The sequence below is a fragment of the Azospirillum sp. UENF 111221 genome (assembly GCF_058780625.1).
The window spans coordinates 43,235-68,539 of record NZ_JBSNCH010000005.1 but is presented as its reverse complement, the minus strand read 5'-3'; the positions used below and the strand labels follow the sequence as shown (position 1 = coordinate 68,539).

At 68.2% G+C, this 25,305-nt stretch carries 23 protein-coding genes, 1 tRNA gene and 1 pseudogene; 6 read left to right on the top strand and 19 right to left on the bottom strand.

The window, feature by feature from the left end; genetic code table 11:
* Positions 1-176 precede the first annotated feature (176 nt).
* The 6 genes and pseudogenes from ACWPN3_RS14690 to ACWPN3_RS14665 form a co-directional block, all read right to left on the bottom strand.
* Positions 177-2,258: an amylo-alpha-1,6-glucosidase gene (locus tag ACWPN3_RS14690; RefSeq protein ID WP_492261533.1), complete on the bottom strand. Its 2,082-nt coding sequence runs from the start codon at positions 2,256-2,258 to the stop codon at positions 177-179.
* Positions 2,259-2,286: 28 nt separating this feature from the next.
* Positions 2,287-4,269, bottom strand: a complete 1,983-nt coding sequence (gene treZ, locus ACWPN3_RS14685; RefSeq protein WP_492240298.1) for a malto-oligosyltrehalose trehalohydrolase — start codon at positions 4,267-4,269, stop codon at positions 2,287-2,289.
* A 222-nt stretch (positions 4,270-4,491) separates the two neighbouring features.
* On the bottom strand, positions 4,492-5,214 hold the full coding sequence (locus tag ACWPN3_RS14680) for a DUF6683 family protein (protein ID WP_492240297.1): 723 nt from the start codon (positions 5,212-5,214) through the stop codon (positions 4,492-4,494).
* 102 nt (positions 5,215-5,316) lie between these two features.
* Positions 5,317-5,571, bottom strand: coding sequence for a hypothetical protein (locus ACWPN3_RS14675; protein ID WP_492240296.1), 255 nt, complete (start codon positions 5,569-5,571; stop codon positions 5,317-5,319).
* 18 nt (positions 5,572-5,589) lie between these two features.
* Positions 5,590-6,771 (bottom strand): zinc-dependent alcohol dehydrogenase, encoded by a 1,182-nt coding sequence (locus ACWPN3_RS14670; protein WP_492240295.1) that lies wholly within the window; start codon positions 6,769-6,771, stop codon positions 5,590-5,592.
* A gap of 132 nt (positions 6,772-6,903) precedes the next feature.
* Positions 6,904-7,416 (bottom strand): annotated as a pseudogene (locus ACWPN3_RS14665) (SRPBCC family protein); the annotation flags it as partial.
* A 331-nt stretch (positions 7,417-7,747) separates the two neighbouring features.
* Here ACWPN3_RS14665 and ACWPN3_RS14660 point away from each other — a divergent pair.
* Complete coding sequence (locus ACWPN3_RS14660) at positions 7,748-8,398, top strand: alpha/beta hydrolase (RefSeq protein WP_492240293.1); 651 nt, start codon at positions 7,748-7,750, stop codon at positions 8,396-8,398.
* Positions 8,399-8,492: 94 nt separating this feature from the next.
* On the opposite strand, the gene ACWPN3_RS14655 is transcribed toward ACWPN3_RS14660, so the two are convergent.
* The 9 genes from ACWPN3_RS14655 to ACWPN3_RS14615 form a co-directional block, all read right to left on the bottom strand.
* On the bottom strand, positions 8,493-9,437 hold the full coding sequence (locus tag ACWPN3_RS14655) for an anti-sigma factor family protein (RefSeq protein WP_492240292.1): 945 nt from the start codon (positions 9,435-9,437) through the stop codon (positions 8,493-8,495).
* Positions 9,437-9,946, bottom strand: a complete 510-nt coding sequence (locus tag ACWPN3_RS14650; protein ID WP_042703142.1) for a sigma-70 family RNA polymerase sigma factor — start codon at positions 9,944-9,946, stop codon at positions 9,437-9,439. Before ACWPN3_RS14650 ends, ACWPN3_RS14655 begins: the two co-directional genes overlap by 1 nt.
* Before the next feature lie 260 nt (positions 9,947-10,206).
* Complete coding sequence (locus ACWPN3_RS14645; protein ID WP_492261532.1) at positions 10,207-10,656, bottom strand: hypothetical protein; 450 nt, start codon at positions 10,654-10,656, stop codon at positions 10,207-10,209.
* Positions 10,640-11,881, bottom strand: a complete 1,242-nt coding sequence (locus tag ACWPN3_RS14640) for a tetratricopeptide repeat protein (protein WP_492261531.1) — start codon at positions 11,879-11,881, stop codon at positions 10,640-10,642. Before ACWPN3_RS14640 ends, ACWPN3_RS14645 begins: the two co-directional genes overlap by 17 nt.
* Before the next feature lie 55 nt (positions 11,882-11,936).
* A tRNA-Ile gene (locus ACWPN3_RS14635) sits at positions 11,937-12,012 on the bottom strand.
* Between the two features lie 145 nt (positions 12,013-12,157).
* Complete coding sequence (gene rpoD, locus ACWPN3_RS14630; protein ID WP_109095489.1) at positions 12,158-14,191, bottom strand: RNA polymerase sigma factor RpoD; 2,034 nt, start codon at positions 14,189-14,191, stop codon at positions 12,158-12,160.
* A gap of 200 nt (positions 14,192-14,391) precedes the next feature.
* Positions 14,392-16,299 carry a DNA primase gene (dnaG, locus tag ACWPN3_RS14625; protein ID WP_492261530.1) on the bottom strand — a complete coding sequence of 636 codons (1,908 nt, stop codon included), beginning with the start codon at positions 16,297-16,299 and terminating at the stop codon, positions 14,392-14,394.
* 126 nt (positions 16,300-16,425) lie between these two features.
* The gene (locus ACWPN3_RS14620; RefSeq protein ID WP_492240289.1) at positions 16,426-17,022 is read right to left on the bottom strand and encodes a Uma2 family endonuclease; all 597 of its coding nucleotides are present in this window, start codon (positions 17,020-17,022) and stop codon (positions 16,426-16,428) included.
* Between the two features lie 91 nt (positions 17,023-17,113).
* On the bottom strand, positions 17,114-17,578 hold the full coding sequence (locus ACWPN3_RS14615) for a GatB/YqeY domain-containing protein (RefSeq protein WP_109095486.1): 465 nt from the start codon (positions 17,576-17,578) through the stop codon (positions 17,114-17,116).
* A gap of 367 nt (positions 17,579-17,945) precedes the next feature.
* On the opposite strand from ACWPN3_RS14615, the gene carA reads away from it, so the two are divergent.
* A complete protein-coding gene (gene carA / locus ACWPN3_RS14610) occupies positions 17,946-19,118 on the top strand; it encodes a glutamine-hydrolyzing carbamoyl-phosphate synthase small subunit (protein WP_109095485.1) in 1,173 nt (390 codons plus the stop codon).
* Between the two features lie 59 nt (positions 19,119-19,177).
* On the opposite strand, the gene ACWPN3_RS14605 is transcribed toward carA, so the two are convergent.
* A complete protein-coding gene (locus tag ACWPN3_RS14605; protein WP_492240288.1) occupies positions 19,178-19,516 on the bottom strand; it encodes a hypothetical protein in 339 nt (112 codons plus the stop codon).
* Positions 19,517-19,521: 5 nt separating this feature from the next.
* Between ACWPN3_RS14605 and ACWPN3_RS14600 the strand changes: the two genes are divergently transcribed.
* Entirely contained in the window at positions 19,522-19,866 is a 345-nt protein-coding gene (locus ACWPN3_RS14600; RefSeq protein ID WP_247872710.1) for an HNH endonuclease, read from the top strand.
* A gap of 9 nt (positions 19,867-19,875) precedes the next feature.
* Here the strand turns inward: ACWPN3_RS14600 and ACWPN3_RS14595 are convergent, their stop codons facing one another.
* A complete protein-coding gene (locus tag ACWPN3_RS14595; protein WP_109095482.1) occupies positions 19,876-20,598 on the bottom strand; it encodes a hypothetical protein in 723 nt (240 codons plus the stop codon).
* Positions 20,599-20,718: 120 nt separating this feature from the next.
* Complete coding sequence (gene serA, locus ACWPN3_RS14590) at positions 20,719-21,963, bottom strand: phosphoglycerate dehydrogenase (protein ID WP_109095481.1); 1,245 nt, start codon at positions 21,961-21,963, stop codon at positions 20,719-20,721.
* A 224-nt stretch (positions 21,964-22,187) separates the two neighbouring features.
* On the opposite strand from serA, the gene arsC reads away from it, so the two are divergent.
* The 3 genes from arsC to ACWPN3_RS14575 all read left to right on the top strand — a co-directional run bounded on the left by arsC (position 22,188) and on the right by ACWPN3_RS14575 (position 24,651).
* Entirely contained in the window at positions 22,188-22,529 is a 342-nt protein-coding gene (arsC, locus tag ACWPN3_RS14585; protein WP_109095480.1) for an arsenate reductase (glutaredoxin), read from the top strand.
* Positions 22,530-22,587: 58 nt separating this feature from the next.
* Positions 22,588-23,520, top strand: a complete 933-nt coding sequence (gene prmB / locus ACWPN3_RS14580; RefSeq protein ID WP_109095479.1) for a 50S ribosomal protein L3 N(5)-glutamine methyltransferase — start codon at positions 22,588-22,590, stop codon at positions 23,518-23,520.
* A gap of 150 nt (positions 23,521-23,670) precedes the next feature.
* Positions 23,671-24,651: an alpha/beta fold hydrolase gene (locus ACWPN3_RS14575; RefSeq protein WP_492261529.1), complete on the top strand. Its 981-nt coding sequence runs from the start codon at positions 23,671-23,673 to the stop codon at positions 24,649-24,651.
* On the opposite strand, the gene ACWPN3_RS14570 is transcribed toward ACWPN3_RS14575, so the two are convergent.
* Positions 24,642-25,244 carry a GNAT family N-acetyltransferase gene (locus ACWPN3_RS14570; protein WP_492240285.1) on the bottom strand — a complete coding sequence of 201 codons (603 nt, stop codon included), beginning with the start codon at positions 25,242-25,244 and terminating at the stop codon, positions 24,642-24,644. The genes ACWPN3_RS14575 and ACWPN3_RS14570 overlap by 10 nt on opposite strands.
* Positions 25,245-25,305 lie beyond the last annotated feature (61 nt).

Genomic DNA, 25,305 nt, shown 5'->3' with positions numbered 1-25,305 from the left:
CCAGGGGCGTGTCAACTGAAATCTGTCACATTTCACCGGACCCTGCGATTTCACACCCTGTTGTGCCCTGTTGACAACTGCTCCCAAGGGCATTGCACCATCGATGCGGGTAAGGCGGCCCCCATCGGCCGCCCTATGACCTTCGGGTGGGTGACGTCCGCAACCCCCGGCGCCGCCTAGCTTTCCGTCTTCACCCAGCAGCGCAGCACTTCGGCCACGCTCCAGGCCTGCGAGATGCAGCCGCGCGGGGTGAACGGGGCCTCCGCATCGAAGATTTCGCTGATGGTGCCGATGCCGGCCTCGTCCAGATGGGGCAGGAACCCCTCAAGCAGCCGGCGCCCGCCTTCCTTGTCCTCCGGATGCAGCTTCAGCCAGGCATCGACATAGGGGCCGATCAGCCAGCCCCAGACGGTGCCCTGGTGGTAGGCGGCGTCACGCGCCCGCAGGTCGCCGAAATATTTCGCCTTGTAGTCGCGGCAGCCCGGCGCCAGCGACCGCAGCCCCAACGGGGTCAGCAGGTGCTTGCGCACCGTCTCCACCACCGGCTCCCAGCGCTCGCGCTCCAGAACCGGATGGTCGAGCGAGACGGCGAAGATCTGGTTGGGCCGGCAGGCGATGTCGTCGCCATGCTCGCCATCCACCACATCGAACAGGTGCCCGGCGGACGGGCACCAGAAGCGCGCGTTGAACGAGGCGCGCGCCTGATCGGCCAATTCCTCCAGCGGGCGGGCGGCGGCCTCGCCGTCCTCCTCGCGCAGCCAGCCGGCCGTCAGCCGCAGGGCGTTGTGCCACAGCGCGTTGATCTCCACCGCCTTGCCGCGGCGCGGCGTGACCACCCAGTCATCGACCTTGGCGTCCATCCAGGTCAGCTGGTAGCCCTCCTGCCCCTGGCGCAGCAGCCCGTCCCGGGGATCGACGCCGATGCCGAAGCGGGTGCCGCGGCGGTGGAAGTCGATCACCTCGCGCAGCTTGGGCAGCAGCAGGCGCAGCGTGTCGCGGTCGCCGGTGACGCCGAGATAGCGGTGAAGCGCGTGGAAGAACCACAGCGTGGCGTCGGCGGTGTGGTACAGCCCGCGGTCCTTGCCGTCGGGGAACATGTTGGGGATCAGGCCGTCGCGGATGTAATGGCCGAAGGTGTGCAGGATCCACCCCGCCTCCAGATGGCGTCCGGTGGCGAGCGTCAGCCCCTCCAGCGCGATCATGGTGTCGCGGCCCCAATCGGTGAACCAGTGGTAGCCGGCGATCACCGTCCGCACCTCGTCACCCTCCGCCCGCGCCCGCATCTGGTCGGCGACCCGGCCGGCCGGCACGAACAGGAAGCTGTCGGCCGACAGCACCAGTTCCGCCATCGCGCCGTCGCGCAAGCTGGGGTGGGCGTTCTGGATGATGCGGCGGCGGCGTTCCGCCTCGAAGCCCAGCACGTCGGCCGGCGGCAGGGCCTCCAGCCGCCACCAGTCTTCGGTCGCGGCGGCGAAGGTGATGCTCTGGCCTGCCCCGACCTCGCCGCTGAAATAGCCCGGCGTCCACAGCGACCCGCGCGACTGGTAGCCGCGTTCATCCTCCACCCGGTAATAGACGTCGCGGCGGATACCGCCGTCGAGCGTCATCGGGAAATCGCCGCCTTCGATGGCCATGCGCAGCACCGGCAGGTCGGGCCCGGCCGAGACCTCATATTGCTGCCCCGACGCGGTGATTTGATAGGCCCCGGCCAGCGGGCGGTCCACCGCCGATTCCAGCGTGCGGAAGGCCAGCACCGGCCTCAGCCGCAGCTGCACCGGTGCCTTCGCTTCCATCACCCGGTAGGTGACGTGGACGATGTTCTGGCCGTGCGGCAGGACGACCTGCTTCTCGATCACCGCCCCGCCGGCACGGAAGCGCCAGACCGGCAGCCCGGTCTCCATGCGGAATTCCTGCAGGGCGGCGGTCTGCCCCTCCTCCCCCGCTTCGCCGCCGGCCGGATCGCCACCGCCTGGATCACCGCCGCCTGGATCACCGCCAGTGTCGCGGGAACTCAGCCGGTAGCGGTGACCGTCGGAGTCGATGACCACGTCGCTCAACTGGCTCAGCATCAGCACGCGGCCGAGCGGGGCCGGCAGTGCGGCGATCAGCAGCCCGTGATAACGCCGTGTCACCGCCCCCGACACCGACCCGGAGGCGTAGCCGCCAAGACCGTTGGCAACCAGCCATTCACGGGTTTCGGCACCTTTCGGACCGGTGTTCAGGACCTCGCGTGACAGGGTGCGGACGAAATCAGCCATGGTGGACCTATGCTCAGCTATCGGTTTCCTATCCTTGGGAAACCACGATGACCGGGGTTGTGTTGCCTCCCTCATCGTCGCTTTCCGTCGAAAAGCCATGTGCCGGTCCCAAAACCAGCGCCGCATGGCCGGGCAGCCGCCACGCTCCGTCCGGCTGCTCCACCGCCGCCGTGCCGCAACCGCCATAGGCGGGCTCCTCGCTGGACCACAGCACCGTCCAGGCGCCGTCGAGGGGTGGCGCCAGCAGCGGCTCGGCCAGCACAGTCAAGGTGAGGTCGCGGCCGAGGTTGACCAGCAGCAGCCGGTCGTCGCCCTCTTCCCCGAAGAAGCGCAGGACGAAAGCCTCCTCCCCCAACACGGCGCCGTCCAGTCCGCCGGTGCACTGGGCGGCGAAGACCGGGTCCTCGCGGCGCAGGCGCAGCAGGTCGCGGTGCAGCGCCCAGACCGCGGCATTGCTTTCCCGCTCGCGATGGTCGAGCTTGCAGCGGGTGAAGCTGTCCTCGGCATGCGGCTTCGGCAGGGCCGCCTGCATCGCCGGCCCAACGATGCTGGGGAACTGGGCCAGGAACTCCGCCCTGCCCTTCTCGACCAGTCCCGCCAGATCCGGCTTGTGGTCGGCGAAATAGAGGAAGGGGGCGCTGGCGGCGAATTCCTGGCCCTGGAACAGCATCGGCGTGCCGGGTCCCAGCAGGAACAATGCCGTCATCGCCCGCAGTCGGCCCGGCGTGGTCAGGGCATGCAACCGCAGCCCGCGCGCGGAGTTGGCGATCTGGTCGTGATTCTGCAGGAAGCTGACGAAGGCCGGGCTTGGCACGCCAAAGGCCGGCATGCCGCGCCGCTTGCGCTGCCAGCGATACCACTGTCCCTGGTAAAGGAAGCCGTACTTCATCGCCGACACGAACTCCTGCGGTGTGCCGCGATAATCGGTGTAGTAGGCCTCCATCCGGCCGGTCAGCGCCACCATCGCCGAATGGTGCAGGTCGTCGTTCCAGATGGCGCACAGCCCGCAGCCACCCTCTTCGGCCGGCTTCACCATGCTGACATGCTGCGGCTCGTTCTCCCCCACGACAATGGTGGCGCGCCCGCCGGCGGCCTGGCGCACGGCACGCGAGATTTCAGTCAGAATGTGCGGCTTGCCCTGGGCTTCGCTGCCGTCATTGATCGACTGGGTGGCGTCCAACCGCAACCCATCCAGGTGGTATTCCTCGATCCAGAAGGCGGCGTTGGTCAGGAAGAACTCCCGCACCGGCTCCGAATTGGGGCCGTCGAAGTTGATCGCCTCGCCCCAGTCGTTCTTGTAGCGGTCGGTGAAGTAGTCCTTGGCGAAGCACTTCAAATAATTGCCGTCCGGCCCGAAATGGTTGTAGACGACGTCGAGAATGACGGCGAGCCCCAGCCGATGGGCCTCATTCACGAAGCGCCGCATGGCATCGTCATCGCCATAGAGCCGCGTCGGCGCGAACAGGTTCACCCCGTCATAGCCCCAGCCGAAGCGGCCGGGAAACTCCGACACCGGCATCAGCTCCAGCACCGTCACGCCCAGATCGGCCAGCCTCGGCAGCTCCGCCAGCGCGGCATCCCAGGTCCCTTCGGGTGTGAAGGTGCCGATGTGCATCTCGTAGATCACCTGCCCCTTGATAGCGCGGCCCTGCCAGCCCTGGTCGGTCCAGGCGAAGCGGTGTGGATCGACCAATTGCGAGGCCCCATGCGACCCCTCCGGCTGAAAGCGCGATATCGGGTCGGGATAGAGCATCTCCTTCCCGTCCAGCCGGAAGCGGTAGAGTCCGCCAGCCTCCAACTCCGGAACCGCCCCGGAGAAATAGCCGTTCCCCTCGTCGCCCAGTACCGTTGCCCGCCCCTCCGGTTCGGCGACCAGTTCCACCCGCTCGGCATCGGGCGCCCAGACCCTGGCATGGGCGCCTCCGGGCAGCACCTCCACCCCGATGGGCCAGCGGCGTTCGACAGTGGCCTGCGCCTGCTCGACAAGCGGAATTGCGGCGGAAATCGTCACGGCAACGGCCCCCCGGTGAGTGATGCGGATTTCCGCTGTGCCTACGCTAAACAGGAGCGAGGCGGTGTGATCACGCCGGAGGTGGAGAATTGTTTCGAAAACTATGGATCTAGCGGTGGGTTCGACGACCGGATGAGCGGCCGGGCGATGCCGCGGCTCCTCACCGCCTGCTACTTCTCACCTCTTGCCGCCTCACCGTTTGCCGCCTCACCGTTTGCCGCCTCACCGCTTGCCATTGGGAACGAAGCCGCCGCCGGTGATCTCCATCCCGGCCATGTCGAGCCCCATGCCCTGCGCGCCTTTGGCAACGGCGGCGCGGACCTGCCGCATGAGCGCGGGATTGCCCTTGGCCCGATCCACCGCGACGTCGATCAGCATGGTCTGGACCAGCAGAGCCTCGGCAAGCTCCTGCTTCTCGGCATCGGAGGCCTTGCCCGGACTGCCGGCGGCGTTCAGCGCACGTGCCGACTGGGCGCGGACGACGGCGTACATGTCGCGGCCCAGCGTGTCGTTGTCGCCGCGCGTCGCCTGCCACGCGGTGATCCACCACAGCGCATAGGCATCCGCGAGATTGTCGGTCCGCAGGCCGACGGGGGCGATCGCCGCCCCGATCCGCTCGATGATGTCGCCCTCGGCGAACAGCCTTTGCAGATCGGCGGCGCCGTTCGGATCGACCGCCCGCGTCTTTTCGACGAAGGCGGCGAGATTGGCGCTGCGCCGCGCCTTCGACGGCGTGAATCCCAGCCGCGAGATATCCGGCGGCGGCGTGTTGCGCCGTTCCTGCTCGTTTCTCAGTTCGCGCAGATGGGTGCCCAGTATGTCGGTCTGGGCAATCGACGGCACGAGGGTGCTCCACGCCCAGCCGTCGATGATCGACTGCTGGGCGGCCGCGTCGCTCCCGCCCAGCGCGACGGCCAGGGCCATGACGCTCAGAAACCTCCTCATCCGACCTTCCTTTTTCGAGACACGAGGACGGAGAGCGGACGACAGACCGGTCTCGCTGGAAAGAGACCCGATGGAGGTATCGCTTCCGGCGTCAAAGCCTCCTCACACCCGCTCGCCGAAGCTCCGGGCGGCGGCATCGATCACCAGCGGGTGGGCGCGGAGCGCGGTCAGCGCCGCCTCGGCCTTGTCGTCGCCGACCTCCAGCGTCACCACCACGTCGGACCGGTCGCCGCGCTCGGCGTCCCGCTCCTCCCGCCCCCGCTGCACGACAGTGCCGAAGCGGTCGCGCAGGCTGCCGACGATCTCGGCCTCCACCCCCCGGCCACGCTCCGCGGGATAGGCATAGACCAGTTCCATCTGTCTCTCCTTGTCGCTTCACCCCTGCGGCGCGAAGACGACGCGCAGGCAGTCGTCGGCCTTCTCCTTGAACATGCGGTAGGCCTGCGGGCCGTCGTCCAGCGGCAGCCGGTGCGTCATCAGGTAGGAGGGGTCCAACTCGCCGTTGCGGATGTGCTCGAACAGCCGCTCGGCATAGCGCTGGCCATTCTGCTGGCCCATGCGGAAGGTCAGGCCCTTGTTCATCGCCGCCCCCATCGGGAACTTGTCGATCAGCCCGCCATAGACGCCGACGATGGACAGGGTGCCGCCCTTGCGGCAGCTCTCGATCATCTGGCGCAGCACCGCCGGCCGGTCGGTCTGCAGCCCCACCGCCTGCCTGGCGCGGTCATAGAAATCCTCCACCGCGTTCGATCCGCTGTCGGCCTCCATGCCGACGGCGTCGACGCAGACGTCGGGACCGCGCCCGCCGGTCATCGCCTGAAGCGCGTCGAAGATGTCGACCCGGCTGTAATCCAGCGTTTCCGCCCCTGCCTTCATCTGGGCGGCGCGCAGCCGGTCGGGTACGCGGTCGATGCCGATCACCCGCTCCGCCCCCAGCAGGAAGGCGCTGCGGATCGCCATCTGGCCGACGCCGCCGCAGCCCCACACCGCCACCACGTCGCCCGGCTTGATGCCCGCCATGTCGGCGGCCATGTAGCCGGTCGGCACCGCGTCGGAGACGAAGACCGCCTTCTCGTCGCTCACCCCGTCGGGCACGCGGAATGCGTTGAAGTCGGCATAGGGCACGCGGATGTACTCGGCATGGCTGCCGGCATAGCCGCCGAAGGCATGGCTGTAGCCGAAGATGCCGGCGCCGCAATGGCCGTAGGCGGTGCGGGCATAGTCCGGATTCGGGTTGGAGTTGTCGCACAGCGAGCTTTCGCCGTGCCGGCAGTGCCCGCACTGGCCGCAGCCGATGATCGACACCGTGATGACCCGGTCGCCGCGGTTGAGATAGCGGACCTCCGGCCCCTTCTCGACAATCTCGCCCAGGAACTCGTGGCCGATGATGTCGCCGGGCCGCATGGTCGGTACATAGCCGTCGAGCAGGTGCAGGTCCGACCCGCAGACCGACGACAGCGCCACCTTGACGATCACGTCATGCGGATTGACCAGCACCGGGTCGGGCACCCGCTCCACCCGCAGGTCGTTGGTTCCGTTCCAGCAGAGCGCCTTCATTCCGTCGCCTCCCGGAAGGGACCGGAGGTTCCGCCGCGCGGCTGCCGCTCGATGGTGGACAGCTTCGCCCGTCTCCACCCGCTGCTTCAGCCGGCGCAGCGCCTCCTCCGCCTGGGCAGCCGGCGTGGTGCCCAGCAGCGCCGCCACCTCGGTCGCCGGCACGCGGTAGACCAGCGTCAGCCGCACCTCAGTCCCGCGGTCGCCCGGCGCCGGGCTCAGCATCAGCGAGGCGCGGTGCGGCAGGGCCGTCTCGCCCACCGTATGCCAAGTCAGCAGCCGGTCCTCGTCGACGCGGTCCAGCACGCAGCGCCAGTTCGGCGCCTCGCCTGCTGTCCCCCCGGTGGACGCTGTCGCGGATTTGCCGATCCAGCGGCTTTCGGTCGCCGACAGCACATCGACCCGCTCAAGCTGCGGCATCAGCTTGGGCAGGTTGGCGAAGTTGCGCCAGAAGCGGAAGATCGTCCCGGCATCCGACGCGATGGTGACCACCGCCTGCGTGCGTTCCGGCGTCAGCGAGCGGCGGCGGGTGGCCGGACCCTGGTGGCGCCACGCGCCGGGGTTCGGTGCCGTGCCCAGCGACCGCTCGCCGAAAGGGCGCAGCCCGAGGGCAGCAGCGGCGAACAGGCCGGCGCCGCCCAACGCCATCATCGCCCCGCCCCAGCCCGGCCGCTGCAATCCCAGGACGCCGAGTGCCGTACCGCCGACCATGGCAAGCCAGCGACCGCCGGTCGCGGCATCGCCCGATCCCACCCCCGCAAGGCCGGACCCCAGGCCAGAGAGGAGAGAGTCCGGCTGCGGCCGGCGGCCACCCCACCCGGTCAAACTGTTCGACGCCATCGCCGCTCCTTTCCCGTCTGTGCAAAGACCATGGACAGAGAACAGCCGGGTTGCGGCTTCGTTGCCTCACCTGCTGTGGTAAGCGGCAACCGCAGGGCGTCTGCGTTGTTAGTCCCTACAGCAAAGATCGGATGGGAGGATGGCCGTGCCGCTTCTGGACGCCACCATGGGCATCGTCGACGCCGAGGGCTTTCGGCCGGTGACACTCGAAACCGACCGCGGCCCGGTCCAGGCCCGCTTTTACCCGGTGCCGGACGGCGAACTGGCGGTGCTGTGGGTCGGCGGGGTCGGCGGCGGGTTCGACAGCCCGGCACGCGGGCTTTATCCGCGCCTGTCCGCGGATTTCACCGCCGACCGGGTCGCCTCGCTGCGCCTGCGCTTCCGCGATCCGCGCGACCTGGAGGAGGCGGTGAACGACGTGCTGTGCGGGCTCAGCTTCCTGGGCCAGCAGGGCATCCACCATGTGGCGCTGGTCGGCCATTCCTTCGGCGGCGCGGTGGTCATCCAGGCGGCGGCGTCGAACCGGGGTGCGGTCTGCACCGTGGTGACGCTGGCGACCCAGGGCTACGGCACCGATCCGGTCGGCGACCTGTCCTGTCCCATCCTGCTGATCCACGGCGAGGCGGACGAGATTCTGCCGGCCAGCTGCTCTATTCATGTCCACCGCAAGGCGGGCGAGCCGAAGAAGCTGGTTCTGGTCCCCGGCACCGGCCACGCGCTGGAAGAGGCGTCGGAGGCGGTCTGCCGCGAGGTGCGCGACTGGCTGAAGACCTATCTGCTGGAGCGATGAGGCCTAGAAACTTAAGGCATGCCGAAACGATAAGCTCTGCCGAAACGACAAGGGGCGCCACCGGCGCCCCCCTCGATCTGCCTTGAACAGCCTCTCAGCTTTCCTTGGCCTTGTGCGTGTCACTGATCGGCTGCACGCCCGCCGGCTGCTCCTGCTGCTGCTGTTGGGGCTGCTGCTGGGGCTGCTCCGGCGGGGCCTCGCGCCGCGGCGGGCCGGCCTTCACGTCCTGATAGACCGCCTTGGCGATCTCCAGCAGCTCCTCCTTCGACAGGCGGCCGGCCAGCGCGTAGGCCAGCGGCCCTTCGACCCAGTAGAAGGTCGCCACGTCGCCGTTCTGGGTGAAGCTGAAGTTCGACTGGTTGCCGCTCTGCGGGGCGCCGACGAACAGGGTGATCCGCTTGTTGCCATCGTTGGCATACATGTACTGCGCGCCGGCGCCGAGATCGGTCGGCAGCGAGCGGCCGCCGATCAGGCGATAGCCGACGCGGCCAAGGTCCGGCCCGAACACGTCGCGTCCCATCCGCTTGGACAGCCAGCCGTTCAGCTCGTCCTGATTGTCGGCGCCGAGCTCCACCTGGAAGCGTTCGTCCGAGGTGTAGAAGCGGTGCGCCTGGGTGGCTTCCTGGGCGAAGGTGGCGAGCGTCTGGCGCTGCTGGGCGACGGGGACGGCGGCCTGCTGGTCGACGCCACGGCCCATCCAGCCGCCGGCGGCGCCGGCGACCACCAGCATCACCGCCGCGGCGAAACGCACCAGCGGACGGGCATGCCAGGCCGGACGATTGTCGTTGAAGGCGACACGCCCCTTCAGCCGGTCGGACAGTTCCTGGACCTTGTCGCTCGGCGGCTCGCGCAGGACGGTGTCGAACATCTCGTGCAGCAGGATCGCCTGGGCGCGGTAATCCTCCGCCCGGCGTGCCGCCTCCGGATCCTCGGCCAGCCATCGCTCCACCGCCAGACGGCGGTTGCCGTCCAGCTGCCCGTCGACATAGGCGTGGAGCTCATCCTCCGTGACCCGTCCCAGTCCCTGATGCGCGTTCATCACTTCACCCGCCGGAGGGTAACGCCACCCTCGTTCGCCAGTTTCGCCCGTACCGCCTCGCGCGCCCTGGACAGGCGCGACATGACGGTCCCGATCGGCACGCCGAGCATGTCGGCGACCTCGTCGTATTTCAGGCCCTCCAGCGCCACCAGAAGCAGCACCTTGCGCTGTTCCTCCGGCAACTCGTCGACCGCGCGCATCATCTCGCGCAGCTCGACACGCTCTTCCTGCCGGGGCGGACTGACCAGCTTGGATTCGACGTCATCGACATCGACCTCCTGCGGCCGGGCCGCCTTGGAACGGACCTGATTGACGTGGACGTTGTGCAGGATGGTGAAAAGCCATGCCCGCAGGTTCGTCCCCGCCTGGAAGCTGTCGGCACGCGCCACCGCGCGCGTCAGCGCCTCCTGCACCAGATCCTCCGCATCCGCGCTGTTGCGCATCAGCGCACGCGCGTAGCGCCGCAAGGACGCGATGTGGACTTCCAGATCGACCCCGAATTTGCTCAACCGCGCACCCGATCCTTAACCGATCACGCCACGGCTCACGCCATGGCCTCCCCTTCTGCCGACAAGGCGGACGGGACGACGAGGGCGCCGCAACTCCAGAGGCCGGGCCGGCTCCTTCGACCTTGCGGCCGAATGGGAGACCCGATGCATATGGGTGCGAACGCGCGCCGCGCATCCTTTATTCCAGACTTTATGAGGCTTGCAGCAAAATTTGTGCGGCACGGCCACGCTTGTGCCGAAAAGGCTTCAGAGCGGCCCCGTCAGTTGCCGGCCAGGGCAATCCGCCGCTCCGCCAACGCCGCCAGATCGGCCCGCAGCCGCTCCACCGGCCCCGACCAGTCGCCGGGAGCCGCCTGGCGGTAGAGCCGCGCCGTCGGATACCAGGGCGACTCCTCTCGCCCGCTCAGCCAGCGCCATTCCGACCCGGCATGCAGCAGCACCGACACCGGCCGGCCCAGCGCGCCGGCCAGATGGGCCATGAAGGTGCAGGAACTGACCACCACATCCAGCTCCCCCAGGGCCGCCGCGGTGTTGTCCATGCCCTGCAACGAGCAGCCCCAATCGACGGTGCCGGCGGGCAGCGGGAATTTGGCCATGTCGTCGCGCCCCTGCCCGAACTGGAGCACCACCGCGGTCGTTCCCGGAATGCCGAACAGCGGCAGCAGCGGCTCCAGCCGGGGCGAGCGGACGCGGTCATAGCGGAAATGCACGGACCCGGCCCAGACGATGCCGATCCTCAGCCCCGCCAGACCCGCGGCCCTCCCGGCCCAGGAGATCCCTCGCCGCCTGCGAAGCGTGCAGATAGGGAGTGTCCGCGGGAATGCTGTCCAGTTCGGTTCCCATCCGGTGGACCAGGCTCATCACATGGGCGTGCATGTCGTAGGGCGGCAAGTCCTCGTCATAGCCGAAGGCGGCATCGACGATGCCTGAGGACCGCAGCAGCCCCAGCAGGTTCTCCTGGCCGCAGAACAGCACCCGCATCCCCTGCGCCCGCAGGATCGGCGCATAGCGGATGAACTGGATCGCATCGCCAATGCCACGGTCGGCATGGATCAGCAGGGTCGCCCCCGGCCGGATGCTGCCGTCCCAATCCGGCCGGTCGAAACGCCGCGGCGGCTGGAACAGCGGCAGCCGCAGCCTTTCCTCATAGAGCGCCGCCCCCTCGCGCAAGCGCCCCATCAGCATCAGCGCGCTGCCCTGCCCGACCGCCGCCTCCGCCAGCGCCGGATCGAGGCGGCGGGCCTGGGCGAAGGCCGCCACCGACGCTTCCGCCCGGTGCCGTTGCAGATGCGCGAATCCGAGATTGCTCCAGCTTGCCGGATCGGCCGGATCGAGCGCCAGCGCCCGGCAGAGCGCCGGCTGCGCCTCCTCGATCCGCCCCGCCTCGACCAGTTCCGCCCCTGCCGAGGCCCAGGCCGGCGCCGTGCCGCGAAGCCGGGCCAGCCGGCCCAGTTCGGTCGCCGCCTCCGGCATGGCCTGCCGGCGCAGGGTCTCCGCCAGATTGTTCAGGCTGCGCCCATGGTCGGGCGCCAGCAGCAGCGCCAGCCGGTAAAGCGGCAGCGCCGCCGATGCGTCGCCGCTCCCCAGCCGCAGATCGGCGAGATCGCAGAACAGGTCGGGAGCGAGCGCACCGGCAAGCGCCGCCCGATGCAGGACGGCGGCGGCCTCTTCCACCCGCCCCAGCCGTTTCATGCAGGCCGCGAGGTTGCGCGCATAGGCGGGATTGCCCGGCGCGCTGCACAGCGACCGCCTGAACGGCGCCAGCGCACCCACCGCATCGCCGCTGCCGATGGCCGCGACGCCGAGGATGCTCCAGCCGTCGCCGCGCCCCGGATCGAGCGCCAGCGCCTGCCGCAGCGCCCTGCGCGCCGCTGCCGGTTCCCGCCGCTGCAAAGCGGCCGCCGCCGATTGAATGAGTTGGAGAACGTCGCCCACGAATATGCCCCCCCGCCATGCCCCCAAGGAGAGTGTTGGGTCGGTCGGGGAGGCGTGGTGGGCCCGGCCGGATTTGAACCGACGACAACACCGTTATGAGCGGCGCGTTCTAACCGCTGAACTACAGGCCCTACCGCGGGCCGCACTTTGCGACAAAGCTTTGGGGAATTGCAACCCCTCGTTCACCGCTCCGACGCGGAAACCCGAAAACGAAAACGGGGGCCGAAAGGCCCCCGCTTCGTCTCGAACGATGCGCTTCCCGATCAGGTATCCCAATCAGGTATCCAGGAAGCTGCGCAGCTTGCGCGACCGCGACGGGTGCTTCAGCTTGCGCAGCGCCTTCGCCTCGATCTGGCGGATACGCTCGCGGGTCACGTTGAACTGCTGGCCGACCTCTTCCAGCGTGTGGTCGGTGTTCATGCCGATGCCGAAGCGCATGCGCAGCACGCGCTCCTCGCGCGGAGTCAGCGAGGCCAGGACGCGGGTCGTCGTCTCGCGCAGGTTCGCCTGGATGGCGGCGTCAAGCGGCAGGACGGCGTTCTTGTCCTCGATGAAATCGCCGAGATGCGAATCCTCCTCGTCGCCGATCGGCGTCTCGAGGGAGATCGGCTCCTTGGCGATCTTCAGGACCTTGCGGACCTTCTCCAGCGGCATCATCAGCCGCTCGGCCAGCTCTTCCGGGGTCGGCTCGCGGCCGATCTCGTGCAGCATCTGGCGGCTGGTGCGGACCAGCTTGTTGATCGTCTCGATCATGTGGACCGGGATGCGGATGGTCCGCGCCTGGTCCGCGATGGAGCGGGTGATGGCCTGGCGAATCCACCAGGTGGCGTAGGTCGAGAACTTGTAGCCGCGCCGGTACTCGAACTTGTCCACCGCCTTCATCAGGCCGATGTTGCCCTCCTGGATCAGGTCTAGGAACTGCAGGCCGCGGTTCGTGTACTTCTTGGCGATGGAGATGACGAGACGCAGGTTGGCCTCGACCATCTCCTTCTTGGCCCGGCTCGCTTCCTTCTCGCCCTTCTGGACGGTGGAGACGATGCGGCGGAACTCGTTGATCGGCAGACGCGCTTCCTCGGCGACGTTCGAGATCGACTCGCGCGTCTTGCGGATTTCGCCGTCGTACTTCTCCGCGAACTTGCCCCAGGTCTTGGGGTTCAGGCCGCGGATGCGCTCCAGCCAGTTCGGGTCCAGCTCGTGGCCGAAATACTGGTTCAGGAAGTCCTCGCGCTTCACCCGGCACTCGGTGGCCATGCGCAGCAGGCGGCCCTCGAAGCCGGTCAGCTTGCGGTTCAGGCCATAGAGCTGCTCGACCAGCTGCTCGATGCGCTGGTTGTTCAGGCGGACGGTGTTCATCAGCTCGACCATCTCGAGCTTCAGCTTGTCGTACTTCTTGTCCGTCTGCTTGCCGACGTCCTCGCCGCGCTGCATCGCGCCCATGCGGGCCTCATGCAGCTTGTGCAGCTTGTCGTAGGTCGCCTTGATGTTCTCGAAGGTCTCGATGACCTGCGGCTTCAGCGCGGCTTCCATCGCGGACAGCGACAGGCTGTTTTCGCCCTCGTCGCCTTCCTCGCCCTCTTCGCCCTCGCCTTCGGCGCGCGGCGGGCGCGGCTCGTCGCCGTCCTCTTCGGCCGGCGGAGCGTCGGCGGCGGGCGCGGCAACGGCGGAAGCGCCTGCGCCGGGGGCGCCGGGGGCGCCGGTGGCGTCAACAACGTCGGCCAGCCCTTCCGGCAACTCCTCGCCATCCGGGCCGCCGCCATAGGTGGCGTCCAGATCGATGATGTCGCGCAGCAGCATCTTCCCTTCCATCAGGGAATCATGCCACTCCAGGATGGCGCGGATGGTCAGGGGCGATTCGCAGATCGCGCCGATCATCATCTCGCGGCCGGCTTCGATCCGCTTGGCGATGGCGATTTCGCCCTCGCGCGACAGCAGCTCCACCGATCCCATCTCGCGCAGATACATGCGCACGGGGTCATCGGTGCGGCCGATGTCGTCGTCGTCGAGGTTGCCCGACGAGCGGCCTTCGCCCTCGCCCGCACCCTCGCCGCTGTTCTCCGAATCCTGCTCTTCCGATTCGACGATGTTGATGCCCATCTCGGACAGCATCGCCATCGTGTCTTCGATCTGCTCGGACGAGGACGAATCCTGTGGCAGCGCTGCGTTCAGCTCGTCATAGGTGACATACCCGCGCTCCTTGCCGCGGGCGATCATCTTCTTGACGGCCAAACCCATGCCGTCCATCAGAGGACCGTCTGCGGATTCCTCCCGCGTTTCGGAAACTTCCACGCTGTTCGCAGCTTTCGTGGCCATGCGATCGGTGCCCCCGCATTACCCCAGTGAATAAAGACGAAAGGAGCGCCCGGTCCCGGTTCCCCGGCCCGTCCGCCCCACCCCCAGACCATGTATCTACCCAGAACCCGCCATCACAGAAACTGTCATGCGGCCCCGTCCTGTTGCCCTCTGTACCCATCAACCGACGCCCGATTGCCGACGATCTGCATCGTCAACACTCAAAGCTCGTCAAAGTCACTGTCCGCGATACCCAGACCGGACTTTATGACCTCCTGCTGAAGAGCCACGACCCTCGCGAAGTTGGCCTCGCTGTTGTCACGGGTCAGAGCGGCCTTCGCTTCCCTAAGATCGTCGAGCACCCGCTCGTGATGCAGATGCCGCCACGCAGGCCACCATCCCTTCCGAGCATCCTCCGTGGAGGCGTCCGGACGGGCGAAGCCGGCATGGACATAGGTCGACTCGCCTAGCAAAGCACCGACCATCGTCTCATGGCCGGCGGATGACAAGTGGCGACAAAGCGCATCGGCGTCAAGTGTCGAGTCGTGGTTGCGGTCGTCGGAAAGGCATTCGATGACCGCCCAGCGCAGTTTTTCCAGCTCCGGGTCACCGAATGGCAACAGGCCCAGCGGCTCCGCCAGTTCGCCGAACAAATCCGGATGGTTGATCAGCGTGGCCAGCAGAATGCGCTCGCGCATCGACGCGAGGCGGGAGGCGCGGCCGCGCCCCTCCCCCGCCGGCTTGGAGGTCAGGCGTCCGGGCGTGCCCGGCACATGGCGGCGCGGCGCCTCGCCGAAGCGTCCCCGCCCCTGCCCCGGCACCCATGGCCCGCGGTTGTAGGCCGGCCGCGCCGGGGCGAAGGCCTCGTCGACGCGGCGGCGCATTTCGGTGCGGTAGAAGCTCTGGACGTCGCGGTCGGCGATGGTGGCGACACGGGCCTCCAGCGCCGCCTTCACCGCGGCCTTGGCCTCCGGCGTGTCGGTCGGCCTGCCCTCGCTCTCCATCCGCCACAGGGCGTCGGACAGCGGGATGGCGGCCTCCAGCACCGCCCCCATCGCCTTCGCCCCCTGGGCGCGGATCAGGCTGTCGGGGTCCTCGCCCTCCGGCAGGAAGGCGACGCGGGCCGACTGGCCGGGGGCGAGGTGCGGCAAAATGCGCTCCACCGCCCGCCAGGCCGCCCGCCGTCCGGCATTGTCGCCATCGAAGCACAGGAAGGGCACCTTCTCCGCCGCCGGGATCAGTTTCCACAGCTCCTGCACCTGGGTTTCGGTCAGCGCGGTACCCAGAGGCGCCACTGCCCCCTCGAAGCCGGCGCGGACCAGCGCGATCACGTCCATGTAGCCTTCGGCGACGATCACCGGCTTGCCGTCCGCCGCCGCCTGCCGCGCCCGCGACAGGCCGTAGAGCAGCGTGCCCTTGTGGAAGAGCGGCGTGTCGGCGGTGTTGACGTATTTCGGCCCGTCGCCTTCCAGGATGCGCCCGCCGAAGGCGACCACCTGCCCGCGCCGGTCGGTCACCGGGAACATCACGCGGTTGCGGAAGAAGCTGTAGGGCGACCGGCCGTCGTCCGGCCGCTTCAGCAGCCCGGCATTGACCATGTCCTCGTCGGAGAAGCCCTGCTTGCCGAGATAGGTGCGCAGCGCATTGGAATCGCCGGGCGCATAGCCCAACCGGAAGCGGGCGATGGTCTCGCCGTCCAGCCCACGCCGCAGGAAGTAATCAAGCCCCGTCCGTCCGGCCGGCAGGTGCAACTGCTGCTCGAACCAGCGCGCCGCCTGCTCGACGAGGTCATGCAGGGTCTTGCGCTTCTCGTAGCGCTGGCGGTCCTCCTCCGTCGGGCGCGGCACCGGCAGCCCGGCCTCGCCGGCCAGATGCTCGACCGCCTCGGGGAAGCCGAGATTGTCGTGGCGCATGACGAAACCGATGATGTCGCCATGGGCGCCGCAGCCGAAGCAATGGAAGAATCCCTTCTGGTCGTTGACGTAGAAGGACGGCGACTTCTCATTGTGGAAGGGACAGGGGGCCTTGTACTCGCGGCCGGCGCGAATCAACCGCAGCCGTTTGGAGACCACCTCCGACAGAGTCAGCCGGGTGCGCAGTTCTTCCAGGAATTGGGGCGGGAAAGCCATGGTCGAACGGTCACCGGATGCGAAGGACGATAGGCGGAAGCGATGGGGGCCACGCTATAGCAGAGGCATAGTATGGGAACCAGCGCCGCCGGCCCCAAGGGAGCAGATGGCGCAGACGGCGCAAGCTCAGTCCGGCTGCCTGACGAGATGCGTTCCGGCATAGAGCGTGCGCAGGGAGGCCTCGTAGCCGATGCTTTCCAGACCCAGCGTGTCATCGGCCATGATCACCAACGGGCTCTCCGGCCAGCTTCCGTCAGCCTGCCGCCGCAGAAGCTCCGCCCCGACCCCGGCCGTCCACAAAATCAGAATTTCGCGGACCGACGGCAGCGTGGTGTAGGTCCAGACATTTTCCCAGGTCTCGGCCTCGTTGCTGGGCGAGAGGATCTCGACCAGCAGCACCGGGTCAGGCAGCGTGCGGAGCCCCCGTTCGTCGGGCGTGCAGGTCACACCCAGGTCGGGTATGCGCATGTTGTGGCTGGAGCGGACACGGGGCTGCACGCCGGGAGCGGTCACGATATGGCAGCCGGTTGCCCGGTCGGCCAGATGGTTGCCGATCAGACGGGCTACGGTGCTTTGCAGGATGCCGTGGGTGATGCTCGCCGGCGCCATGGCGCGCGGTTCGCCGTTCACCAGCTCGTACCGCGTGTCGGTGCCGTCGCCGTTCCAGTCGAGGAACTCCGCGACGGTCATGCCTGAGAAAGTGGGCTTGCGGACCGCGACCATTCCACCGTCCTCCCGACTGCTGCACGCCACCCTGGGGCGCAAGCCTGGCCTCGGGTTCCCCCTCGGCGGCCAGCGCCCCGTCAGCCCGGCCTTACTTGCCGGACAGCCGCGCCTTCACCAGACCGCCGGCCTTGGCAAAATCCATCTGGCCGGCGTGGCGGGCCTTCAGCTCGGCCATCACCTTGCCCATGTCCTTGATGCTGGCGGCACCCAGCTCGGTCACGATGGCGTCGATGGCGGCGGCGACCTCCTCCTCGCCCATCTGCTTGGGCAGGTAGCGCTCGATGACCGCGATCTCCTCGCGCTCCTGCTGGGCCAGTTCGGGACGCCCGCCCTGCTCGTACATGCTCGCCGATTCGTTGCGCTGCTTCACCATGCCCTGCAGCATCGACAGGATGCCGGCATCGTCGATGCCGTCGGTCACGCCGCGCCCCCGGGCTTCGATGTCGCGGTCCTTGAGACCGGCGAGGATCATGCGGATGGCGGACACAGTGCGCGTGTCCTTCGCGCGCATCGCATCCTTCAGGCTGTCGTTGAACTGCGTGCGCAGCGTCATGTCCCAGGTTCCTTGGTTCGTCGGACCGGGAGGAAAGGCCCCGGCCGGACAGCCGACTATTCCCAAAATGGCTGCCGATTTCCATGGCAAAAGCCCCGGACGGGAAATGACCACACTCCGGACCGCCGACTTTGTCCGCGGATCAGGGCCGCCTTGCAAAGCTATTGCTGGAAATCCTGCGTCCAATCGTCATATAGGATGTCCGGCCCATCCGATCAGCCCACTCGATCCCACTTAAACCGTCCGATCCCGGCGGAGGCGGGGTGCGAGCGGCTACGTGTGCGCGCCCGGCGGGACGCTAGGCCGTCGCCGTTCCGCCGATCACCCGATCCGTCGCCGGCCGCGGTTTTTGGGAAGGTTCACAGGAATGACTCTCGCCACTCCCCCCTCCGACAATGCGGTTCACACCGGCGTCCTGGTCCTGGCCGACGGCACCGTGTTCCGCGGCCGAGGCATCGGCGCCACGGGGGATTCGGTGGGCGAGGTGTGCTTCAACACCTCGATGACCGGCTATCAGGAAATCCTGACCGATCCCAGCTATGCCGGCCAGATCATCACCTTCACCTTCCCGCACATCGGCAACACCGGCGCCAACCTTGAGGACATCGAGACGATCACGCCGGCCGCCCGCGGCCTGATCCTGCGCGCCGACATCACCGATCCGTCGAACTGGCGCGCCACCCGCCATCTCGACGACTGGCTGAAGAGCTACGGCCTCGTCGGCCTGACCGGCATCGACACCCGCCGCCTGACCCGCCGCATCCGCGACCTGGGCGCGCCCAACGGGGTCGTCGCCCATGCGCCGGACGGCAAGTTCGACATCGAGGCGCTGGTCGCCAAGGCCAAGGGCTGGCCGGGCCTGGAGGGCATGGATCTGGCCAAGGACGTGTCCTGCCGCCAGACCTACGACTGGACCGAGGCCGGTTGGACCATCGGCGGCGGCTATGCCACGCTGGACAAGCCGCAGTACCATGTCGTCGCCATCGATTACGGCGCCAAGCGCAACATCCTGCGCTGCCTCGCCGCCGCCGGCTGCAAGGTGACGGTGGTGCCGTCGACCGCCTCGGTCGAGGACGTGATGCGCCACCAGCCGGACGGCGTCTTCCTGTCCAACGGCCCCGGCGACCCCGCCGCCACCGGTGAATATGCCGTGCCGACCATCAAGGGCCTGCTCGACACCGGCGTGCCGATGTTCGGCATCTGCCTCGGCCACCAGATGCTGTCGCTGGCGCTGGGCGCCAAGACCACCAAGATGCAGCAGGGCCACCGCGGCGCCAACCATCCGGTGAAGGATCTGGCGAGCGGCCGGGTGGAGATCACCAGCCAGAACCACGGCTTCGTCGTGGTGCCGGAGACGCTGCCGGCCGACGCCGAGGTCACCCATGTCAGCCTGTTCGACGGCACCAACGAAGGCATCCGCCTGAAGGGCAAGCCGGTCTTCTCGGTGCAGTACCACCCGGAAGCCTCGCCCGGCCCGCAGGACAGCCACTATCTGTTCGACCGCTTCGTCCAGCTGATCGCCGAGAAGAAGGCGGCCTGACGCCATACCGCCGGCAGGTCATGAAAAGGGGGGAGCCGTTCGCGCGGCTCCCCCTTTTCCTATTTGGCATTACGGTCCTTGTCGGGGGCCAGCGTCGCGGCGGTCGCCGTGCGCGGCTGTACCCGCTGGATGCCACCATAGCAGCTTGTGCCACCACGCCCGCCGGGCGATCCGGCGGCCTGGCCGTACTGGGTGCAATCGGCAGTCTGGCCGGCGGCAGTCTGGTCGGCGGCAGTCTGGCCAGCGGCGGTTTGGCTGGTTGCGGCCTTTTCGCCGTCATGCTTCTGGTCGCGAGGCTGTGATTTGGGATCGTTCACAGTGGCCTCCTGGAGGTTGCGGACCATATCATTTATGGCCTCTCCTAGATTGCCAACATGGTCAGCGATCAGCGGTTCCAACAGATATGCGTCTTCCCGATCATCCGTTTTCCCACATGGCCCGGCCAGCTGCCGAGCCGGATGGCCCCGCCTGCCCGCTCTGCGGCCGGCCGATGGTGCCGGGCGGCAGCCTGAACGAACACCACCTGATCCCCCGCACCTATGGCGGGCGCGAGACGGTGACGATGCACCGCATCTGCCATGCGAAAATCCATGCGGTGCTGACCGAACAGCAGCTGCGCGACCAGTATCACGAGATCGACGCCCTGCGCGGCCATCCCGACCTCGCCGCCTTCATCCGCTGGGTCCGCCGCAAGCCGCCGGAATTCAACGACGGCCATGCCACCGACAGGCGGCGGCGCAAGCGCTGACCGTCCTTCTCAGCCCTGGCGGACGGTCCGCCGCTTGGCGGGTTTCGGCAGGTAATTGCGGGCTTCGCCATTGCAGACGCGGCTGACCCGCTCATACTCCTCGACCGTATCGACCTGGGCCTGCCGGCGGTCGCGCTCGCGGCCGAACTCCTGCATGATCCGCCGCATCGCCGATTCGAGCGGGCGGCGGATCGCCGCCATTGCCTGCGACTGGCTGCGCGAGCGCACCGGCGCCATTTCCGCGATCACCTGATCCAGCCGGCTGCGGATCTGCGGCATCATTTCCTGAAGCAGGGCCTCGTCCACCGCGACATGGCGCATCTCGTGGGCAAGCACCTCGCCATGCAGGCAGGAGCCGGCGGGGATTTCCCGGGCGACATGGACGATGCGCTGCTGGAAGCCGAAGCTGATGGCAAGCTTGCTGGCAGAGGCGCAATAGGTGCCGTCGCCCATCGTCTTGAACAGGGCCGACACCTGCGACTGCTCGCCGTACCGCGCCTGGGTCAGCCCCAGCACATGGCTGTCGGCGGTGCTGACCGGACCCGGCGTGCGTCCCGGCAGGCGGGTGAGCTGGGTGATCGACAGCGCATCGTCGCGCTGGATCGGCGCCAGCACGGTGTCGAGGTCCAGCGTGGTCGGCGGAAATCCGGTGCAGCCGTTCGACTGCGCCGCGGCCGGCGACACGGACAGCAGGAGTGCCGGAACGGCAAGGAACAGGAGGCGAACGGTCATCCCGGCACTGTTACCGGGAAACCGTTCCCCTACAAGAGATTTGGTGGCAAGAGATTTGGCGGCAGGAGATAGCGAAGGGCCGCCACCGCAGGTCTCCGGCGGCGGCCCCCGATGCTGCCCTCAATGCTTGGAGGGGAACAGGAAGCGCGCCTTCAGGGTGCCTTCGATGGCGCGCAGGTCGTTGACGACCTCCAGTTCTTCGACGTCGCCGTTGACGTCGACCACAACATAGCCCAGCTCCGGATCGGTCTGGAGATACTGGGCGGCGATGTTCAGGTCGCGGCCGGAGAACACCTCGTTCACCTTGCGCAGCATGCCCGGACGGTTCTCGTGGACGTGCAGGAAGCGGGTGCAGCCGGCCTGCACCGGCAGCGCCACCTGCGGGAAGTTGACCGCGCCGACGGTGGAGCCGTTGTCCGAATATTCGAGCAGCTTCTGCGCCACCTCGGTGCCGATGTTGGCCTGGGCCTCCATCGTCGAGCCGCCGATGTGCGGGGTGAGGATGGCGGTCTTGATGCCGCGCAGCGCGCTCTGGAACTCTTCCTTGTCCGAGCCGGGCTCGACCGGGAAGACGTCGATGGCGGCACCCAGGATGTGGCCGGAGTTCATCGCGGCTGCCAGCGCCTCGATCTCCACCACCTGCCCGCGGGCTGCGTTGATCAGGTGGCTGCCCTTCTTCATGGCGGCCAGCTCACGCTCGCCGATCATGTCGCGGGTCTGCGGGGTGTCCGGCACATGCAGGGTCACCACGTCGGAGACCGACAGCAGTTCCTCCAGCGAGTCGCAGGCCCGCGCATTGCCGAGCGCCAGCTTGCGCACGGTGTCGTAGAAGCGGACCTGCATGCCCATCGCTTCGGCCAGGATCGACACCTGGGTGCCGATGTGGCCGTAGCCGACGATGCCCAGCGTCTTGCCGCGGATCTCGTAGCTGTCCTTGGCCGACTTCATCCAGCCGCCGCCATGGACCAGCTGCGACTTCTCGAAGATGCCGCGCATCAGCATGATGATCTCGCCGATCACCAGTTCCGCCACCGACCGGGTGTTGGAATAGGGGGCGTTGAACACCGGGACGCCGTGGCGGCGCGCCGCCTTCAGGTCGACCTGGTTGGTGCCGATGCAGAAGCAGCCGACGGTGATCAGCTTGCTCGCCGCCTCGAACACCTTGGCGGTCAGGTGCGTGCGCGAGCGGATGCCAAGGATATGGACCGAGCCGATGCGTTCCAGCAGCTCGGACTCGTCCAGCGCGCGCGGCAGCCGCTCGACGGAGGCATAACCGCCGCGGGCCAGCTCGTCGATGGCGTTGTCGTGGACACCTTCCAGCAGAAGGATGTTGATCTTGTCCTTGGAGAGCGAGAGCTTGGTCACGGCCGGCTTCCGTATCTGGGCATCGGTTCTGTCCCGCAAGGCCAGCCCACCGGGATACGGCGCGCAGGGCCTTTCGGAAAAGCGAGCGCGCAAAATAATACCAAAGGCAGCCCTTGTCACCTGACGGATGTTGCGCCGCGGCGTCCGTTTCCGCATGCCGGATTGGCGCGCAGCGCGGGTTGGGTGTATCAGTCTGACCGCTCTTCAAACTTGGAAAGCCTGTCATGAGCGACGTGACGATCTATCACAACCCGCGTTGCAGCAAATCGCGCGAGACGCTGGAGCTTCTGCGCTCCCGCGGCGTCGAGCCGACGGTGATCGAGTATCTGAAGACCCCGCCGGACGCGGCGGAGCTGTCGGTCCTCCTCGCCAAGCTGGGCAAGGGTCCGCGCGACATCACCCGCGCCAAGGAGGCGGCGGAGGCCGGCATCGCGAAGGACCTCGACGGCGAGGCGCTGGTCGCCGCCCTGTCCGCCAATCCGGCGGCCATCGAACGCCCCATCGTGGTGAAGGGCGACCGAGCCCGCATCGGCCGCCCGCCGGAGTCGGTGCTGGACCTGCTCTGACCGTTTCCGATCCGCTCTGCTCCCCCCACTCCCGCCCCTTCCCCGGAGCCAGCCGCCCGTGACCAGCAAGCACACCGCAGCAACCGCCGCCGCCGAGCTGTCGACCATCCGCGATTTCCTGCGCTACGGCGTCAGCCGCTTCAACGAGGCCGAGCTGGATTACGGCCACGGCACCACCACGGCCTTCGACGAGGCGGTGTTCCTGGTGCTGGAGTCGCTGCACCTGCCGGTCGACCAGCTCGACCCCTATCTGGATTCCCGGCTGACCGCGGCGGAGCGCGAGGCGGTGGCCGGCATCCTCCATGCCCGCATCGACACCCGCAAGCCGGCGCCCTATCTGCTGAACAAGGCCTATATCCAGGGCATCCCCTTCTATGTGGACGAGCGGGTGATCGTCCCGCGCTCCTACATCGGCGAGCTGCTGTTCTCCGACATGTTCGGCGGCGACGACTTCACGCTGGTGGAGGACCCGACCTCGGTCGAGCGGGTGCTGGATCTGTGCACCGGCTCCGGCTGCCTCGCCATCCTGGCCGCCCGCATCTTCCCGGAGGCCCAGGTCGACGCGGTGGACCTGTCGCCCGACGCGCTGGAGGTGGCCAAGCGCAACGTCGCCGACAGCGGGTTCGGGGACCGCATCACCCTGCATCAGGGCGACCTGTTCGCCCCGCTGAAGACGCGGAAATACGACGTCATCATCACCAACCCGCCCTATGTCGACGCCGAGTCGATGGACGCCCTGCCGCCGGAGTTCCGGGCCGAGCCGGCACTGGCGCTGGCCGGCGGCGACGACGGGCTGGACATCGTCCGCCGCATCCTGAAGGAAGCGCCCAAGCACCTGACGCCGGAAGGCGGCCTGCTCTGCGAGTTCGGCACCGGCCGCGAGATCCTGGAGGCGGACTATCCCCACTTGGACTTCCTGTGGCTGCAGACCGCCAACAGCTTCGGCGAGGTGTTCTGGCTGACGCGGGACCAGCTGAAGGCCGGGAAGTGAGTCGAAAGTAGGGCGCGATTGCCCCACTTCGGTCCTCCCCGGATGGGAGAGGACCGAAGTGGAGGCCCGGCTTCCCCAGGAACCCTTCTCCCGCCCGCCGGTTGTCCTCTCACGATGTTGCACCGCAGCAGCCCTGAGAGGACGCCGCCGATGACCGACCGCCGCTCCACCCTGCTCAAGACCCTGGGCCTCACCGCGCTGACCCTGGGCGGATTGGCCGTCGCCAACACGCTTGCCGCCCGCGCGGCCGAACGGCGCTATCCGCCCGAAGGCCGCTTCCTGACCGTCGATGACGTCCGGCTGCATTACATGGAGGCCGGCGAAGGTCCGCCGGTCGTGCTGCTGCACGGCAACGTCTCCGCACTCGGCAATTCGCTGGCGAGCGGGTTGTTCCAGCGTCTGGCCCGGACCCACCGGGTGATCGCCTTCGACCGGCCCGGCATGGGCCACAGCGACCGCCCGCGCGATCGCGCCTGGACGCCGGAGGATCAGGCCGACCTGCTGGCCCGGGCCTTCGACTCGCTGGGGATCGGGAACGCCGTGGTGGTCGGCCATTCCTATGCCACGCTGGTGGCGCTGGCCCTGGCCCTGGACCATCCGCAAGCGGTGAAGGGGCTGGTGCTGATGGCCGGCTATTATTTCCCGACCAAGCGGGCCGATGCGGCTCTGGTGGCGCCGCTGGCGACGCCGGTGCTGGGCGACCTGCTGCGCCACACCCTGTCGCCGCCGGTTTCGATGGCGATGATGCCGGGGCTGCTGAAGACGCTGTTCTCACCCCGTCCGGTGCCTGAGCATCTGACCGAGAGCTTCCCCGCCGCCCTGACCATCCGGCCGGGCCAGATGCGCGCCAACGCCCAGGATGGCGTGACCATGGCGCCGGCCGCCGACCGCCTGCAGCACCGCTATGCCGACGTGACCGTCCCGGTGGCGATCTTCGCCGGCCATCACGACCGCGTGGTCGAGCAGGAGGAGCAGAGCGGCCGGCTGCATCATGTGCTGCCCGACAGCACGCTGCATTGGGTGCCCGACTCCGGCCACATGGTCCATTATGCCGACCCGGACCAAGTCGTGCGCCGGATCGGTGAGCTGTCAGCCGGGAAGACGGCTCCGCGGATCGCCGCTCACAGATAGCGCCGCATCAGGATGCTGCCGCCCTGGTGCGGCAGCCGGGGGTGCCAGGGGATGGCGGCGCTGCCGATCTCCTCGAACCCCTCGCCGACATAGAGACGGCGGGCCGGCTCGTTGTCGGCCCAGACATGCAGGGTGATCCGGTCGAAGCCGCCGGTCCGCGCCCGCTCGTAGAACCAGCCGAGCAGCCGGCCGGCGATGCCATGGCGCCGGTGCGCGGGATCGACAGCCAGGGCGGACAGGAAATAGCTGCCCCAGTCCAGCGTTTCGGCGAATTCGCCCATATGGGCGACGCGGTCAGGCGGCAGGCCGCTGTAATCCTCCGTCCGGATCCAGTCGGTGGGATAGCCATGGGCGATGCCGATCACCTGCCCATCCAGTTCGGCGACACCGCTCTGGCGATGCGACAGCGACCCGCTGCGCCCGGCCAGGCCGGGCACCAGCATCTCCGCCGCGGTCATCCCCGGCATCAGCCCGTCGAGCAGGAATTCGTAGACGCCACCGCCGGCGATGTCGATCAGCCGTGCCAGATCCGGTGCGTCGTCGGCATCGGCGGAGCGAAGGCGGAGGCGGTCCTCAGTCGGTACGGAACTCACGGGCGGACCCCTTGGATCGGGAAAGCGGCTGGATAGAAAAGGCTCTCCCGCCGACGATTTC

What these genes read in the sequence shown, in the direction of transcription:
- ACWPN3_RS14620 (WP_492240289.1), bottom strand. Translation starts at nt 17,022, where the DNA reads ATGGTCGCGGTCCGCAAGCCCACTTTCTCAGGCATGACCGTCGCGGAG.
- ACWPN3_RS14670 (WP_492240295.1), bottom strand. Translation starts at nt 6,771, where the DNA reads ATGAAGGCGCTCTGCTGGAACGGAACCAACGACCTGCGGGTGGAGCGG.
- ACWPN3_RS14575 (WP_492261529.1), top strand. Translation starts at nt 23,671, where the DNA reads ATGACCGACCGCCGCTCCACCCTGCTCAAGACCCTGGGCCTCACCGCG.
- carA (WP_109095485.1), top strand. Translation starts at nt 17,946, where the DNA reads ATGACTCTCGCCACTCCCCCCTCCGACAATGCGGTTCACACCGGCGTC.
- ACWPN3_RS14675 (WP_492240296.1), bottom strand. Translation starts at nt 5,571, where the DNA reads ATGGAACTGGTCTATGCCTATCCCGCGGAGCGTGGCCGGGGGGTGGAG.
- ACWPN3_RS14660 (WP_492240293.1), top strand. Translation starts at nt 7,748, where the DNA reads ATGGCCGTGCCGCTTCTGGACGCCACCATGGGCATCGTCGACGCCGAG.
- ACWPN3_RS14600 (WP_247872710.1), top strand. Translation starts at nt 19,522, where the DNA reads ATGCGTCTTCCCGATCATCCGTTTTCCCACATGGCCCGGCCAGCTGCC.
- rpoD (WP_109095489.1), bottom strand. Translation starts at nt 14,191, where the DNA reads ATGGCCACGAAAGCTGCGAACAGCGTGGAAGTTTCCGAAACGCGGGAG.
- ACWPN3_RS14680 (WP_492240297.1), bottom strand. Translation starts at nt 5,214, where the DNA reads ATGAGGAGGTTTCTGAGCGTCATGGCCCTGGCCGTCGCGCTGGGCGGG.
- arsC (WP_109095480.1), top strand. Translation starts at nt 22,188, where the DNA reads ATGAGCGACGTGACGATCTATCACAACCCGCGTTGCAGCAAATCGCGC.
- ACWPN3_RS14655 (WP_492240292.1), bottom strand. Translation starts at nt 9,437, where the DNA reads ATGAACGCGCATCAGGGACTGGGACGGGTCACGGAGGATGAGCTCCAC.
- ACWPN3_RS14690 (WP_492261533.1), bottom strand. Translation starts at nt 2,258, where the DNA reads ATGGCTGATTTCGTCCGCACCCTGTCACGCGAGGTCCTGAACACCGGT.
- dnaG (WP_492261530.1), bottom strand. Translation starts at nt 16,299, where the DNA reads ATGGCTTTCCCGCCCCAATTCCTGGAAGAACTGCGCACCCGGCTGACT.
- ACWPN3_RS14615 (WP_109095486.1), bottom strand. Translation starts at nt 17,578, where the DNA reads ATGACGCTGCGCACGCAGTTCAACGACAGCCTGAAGGATGCGATGCGC.
- ACWPN3_RS14595 (WP_109095482.1), bottom strand. Translation starts at nt 20,598, where the DNA reads ATGACCGTTCGCCTCCTGTTCCTTGCCGTTCCGGCACTCCTGCTGTCC.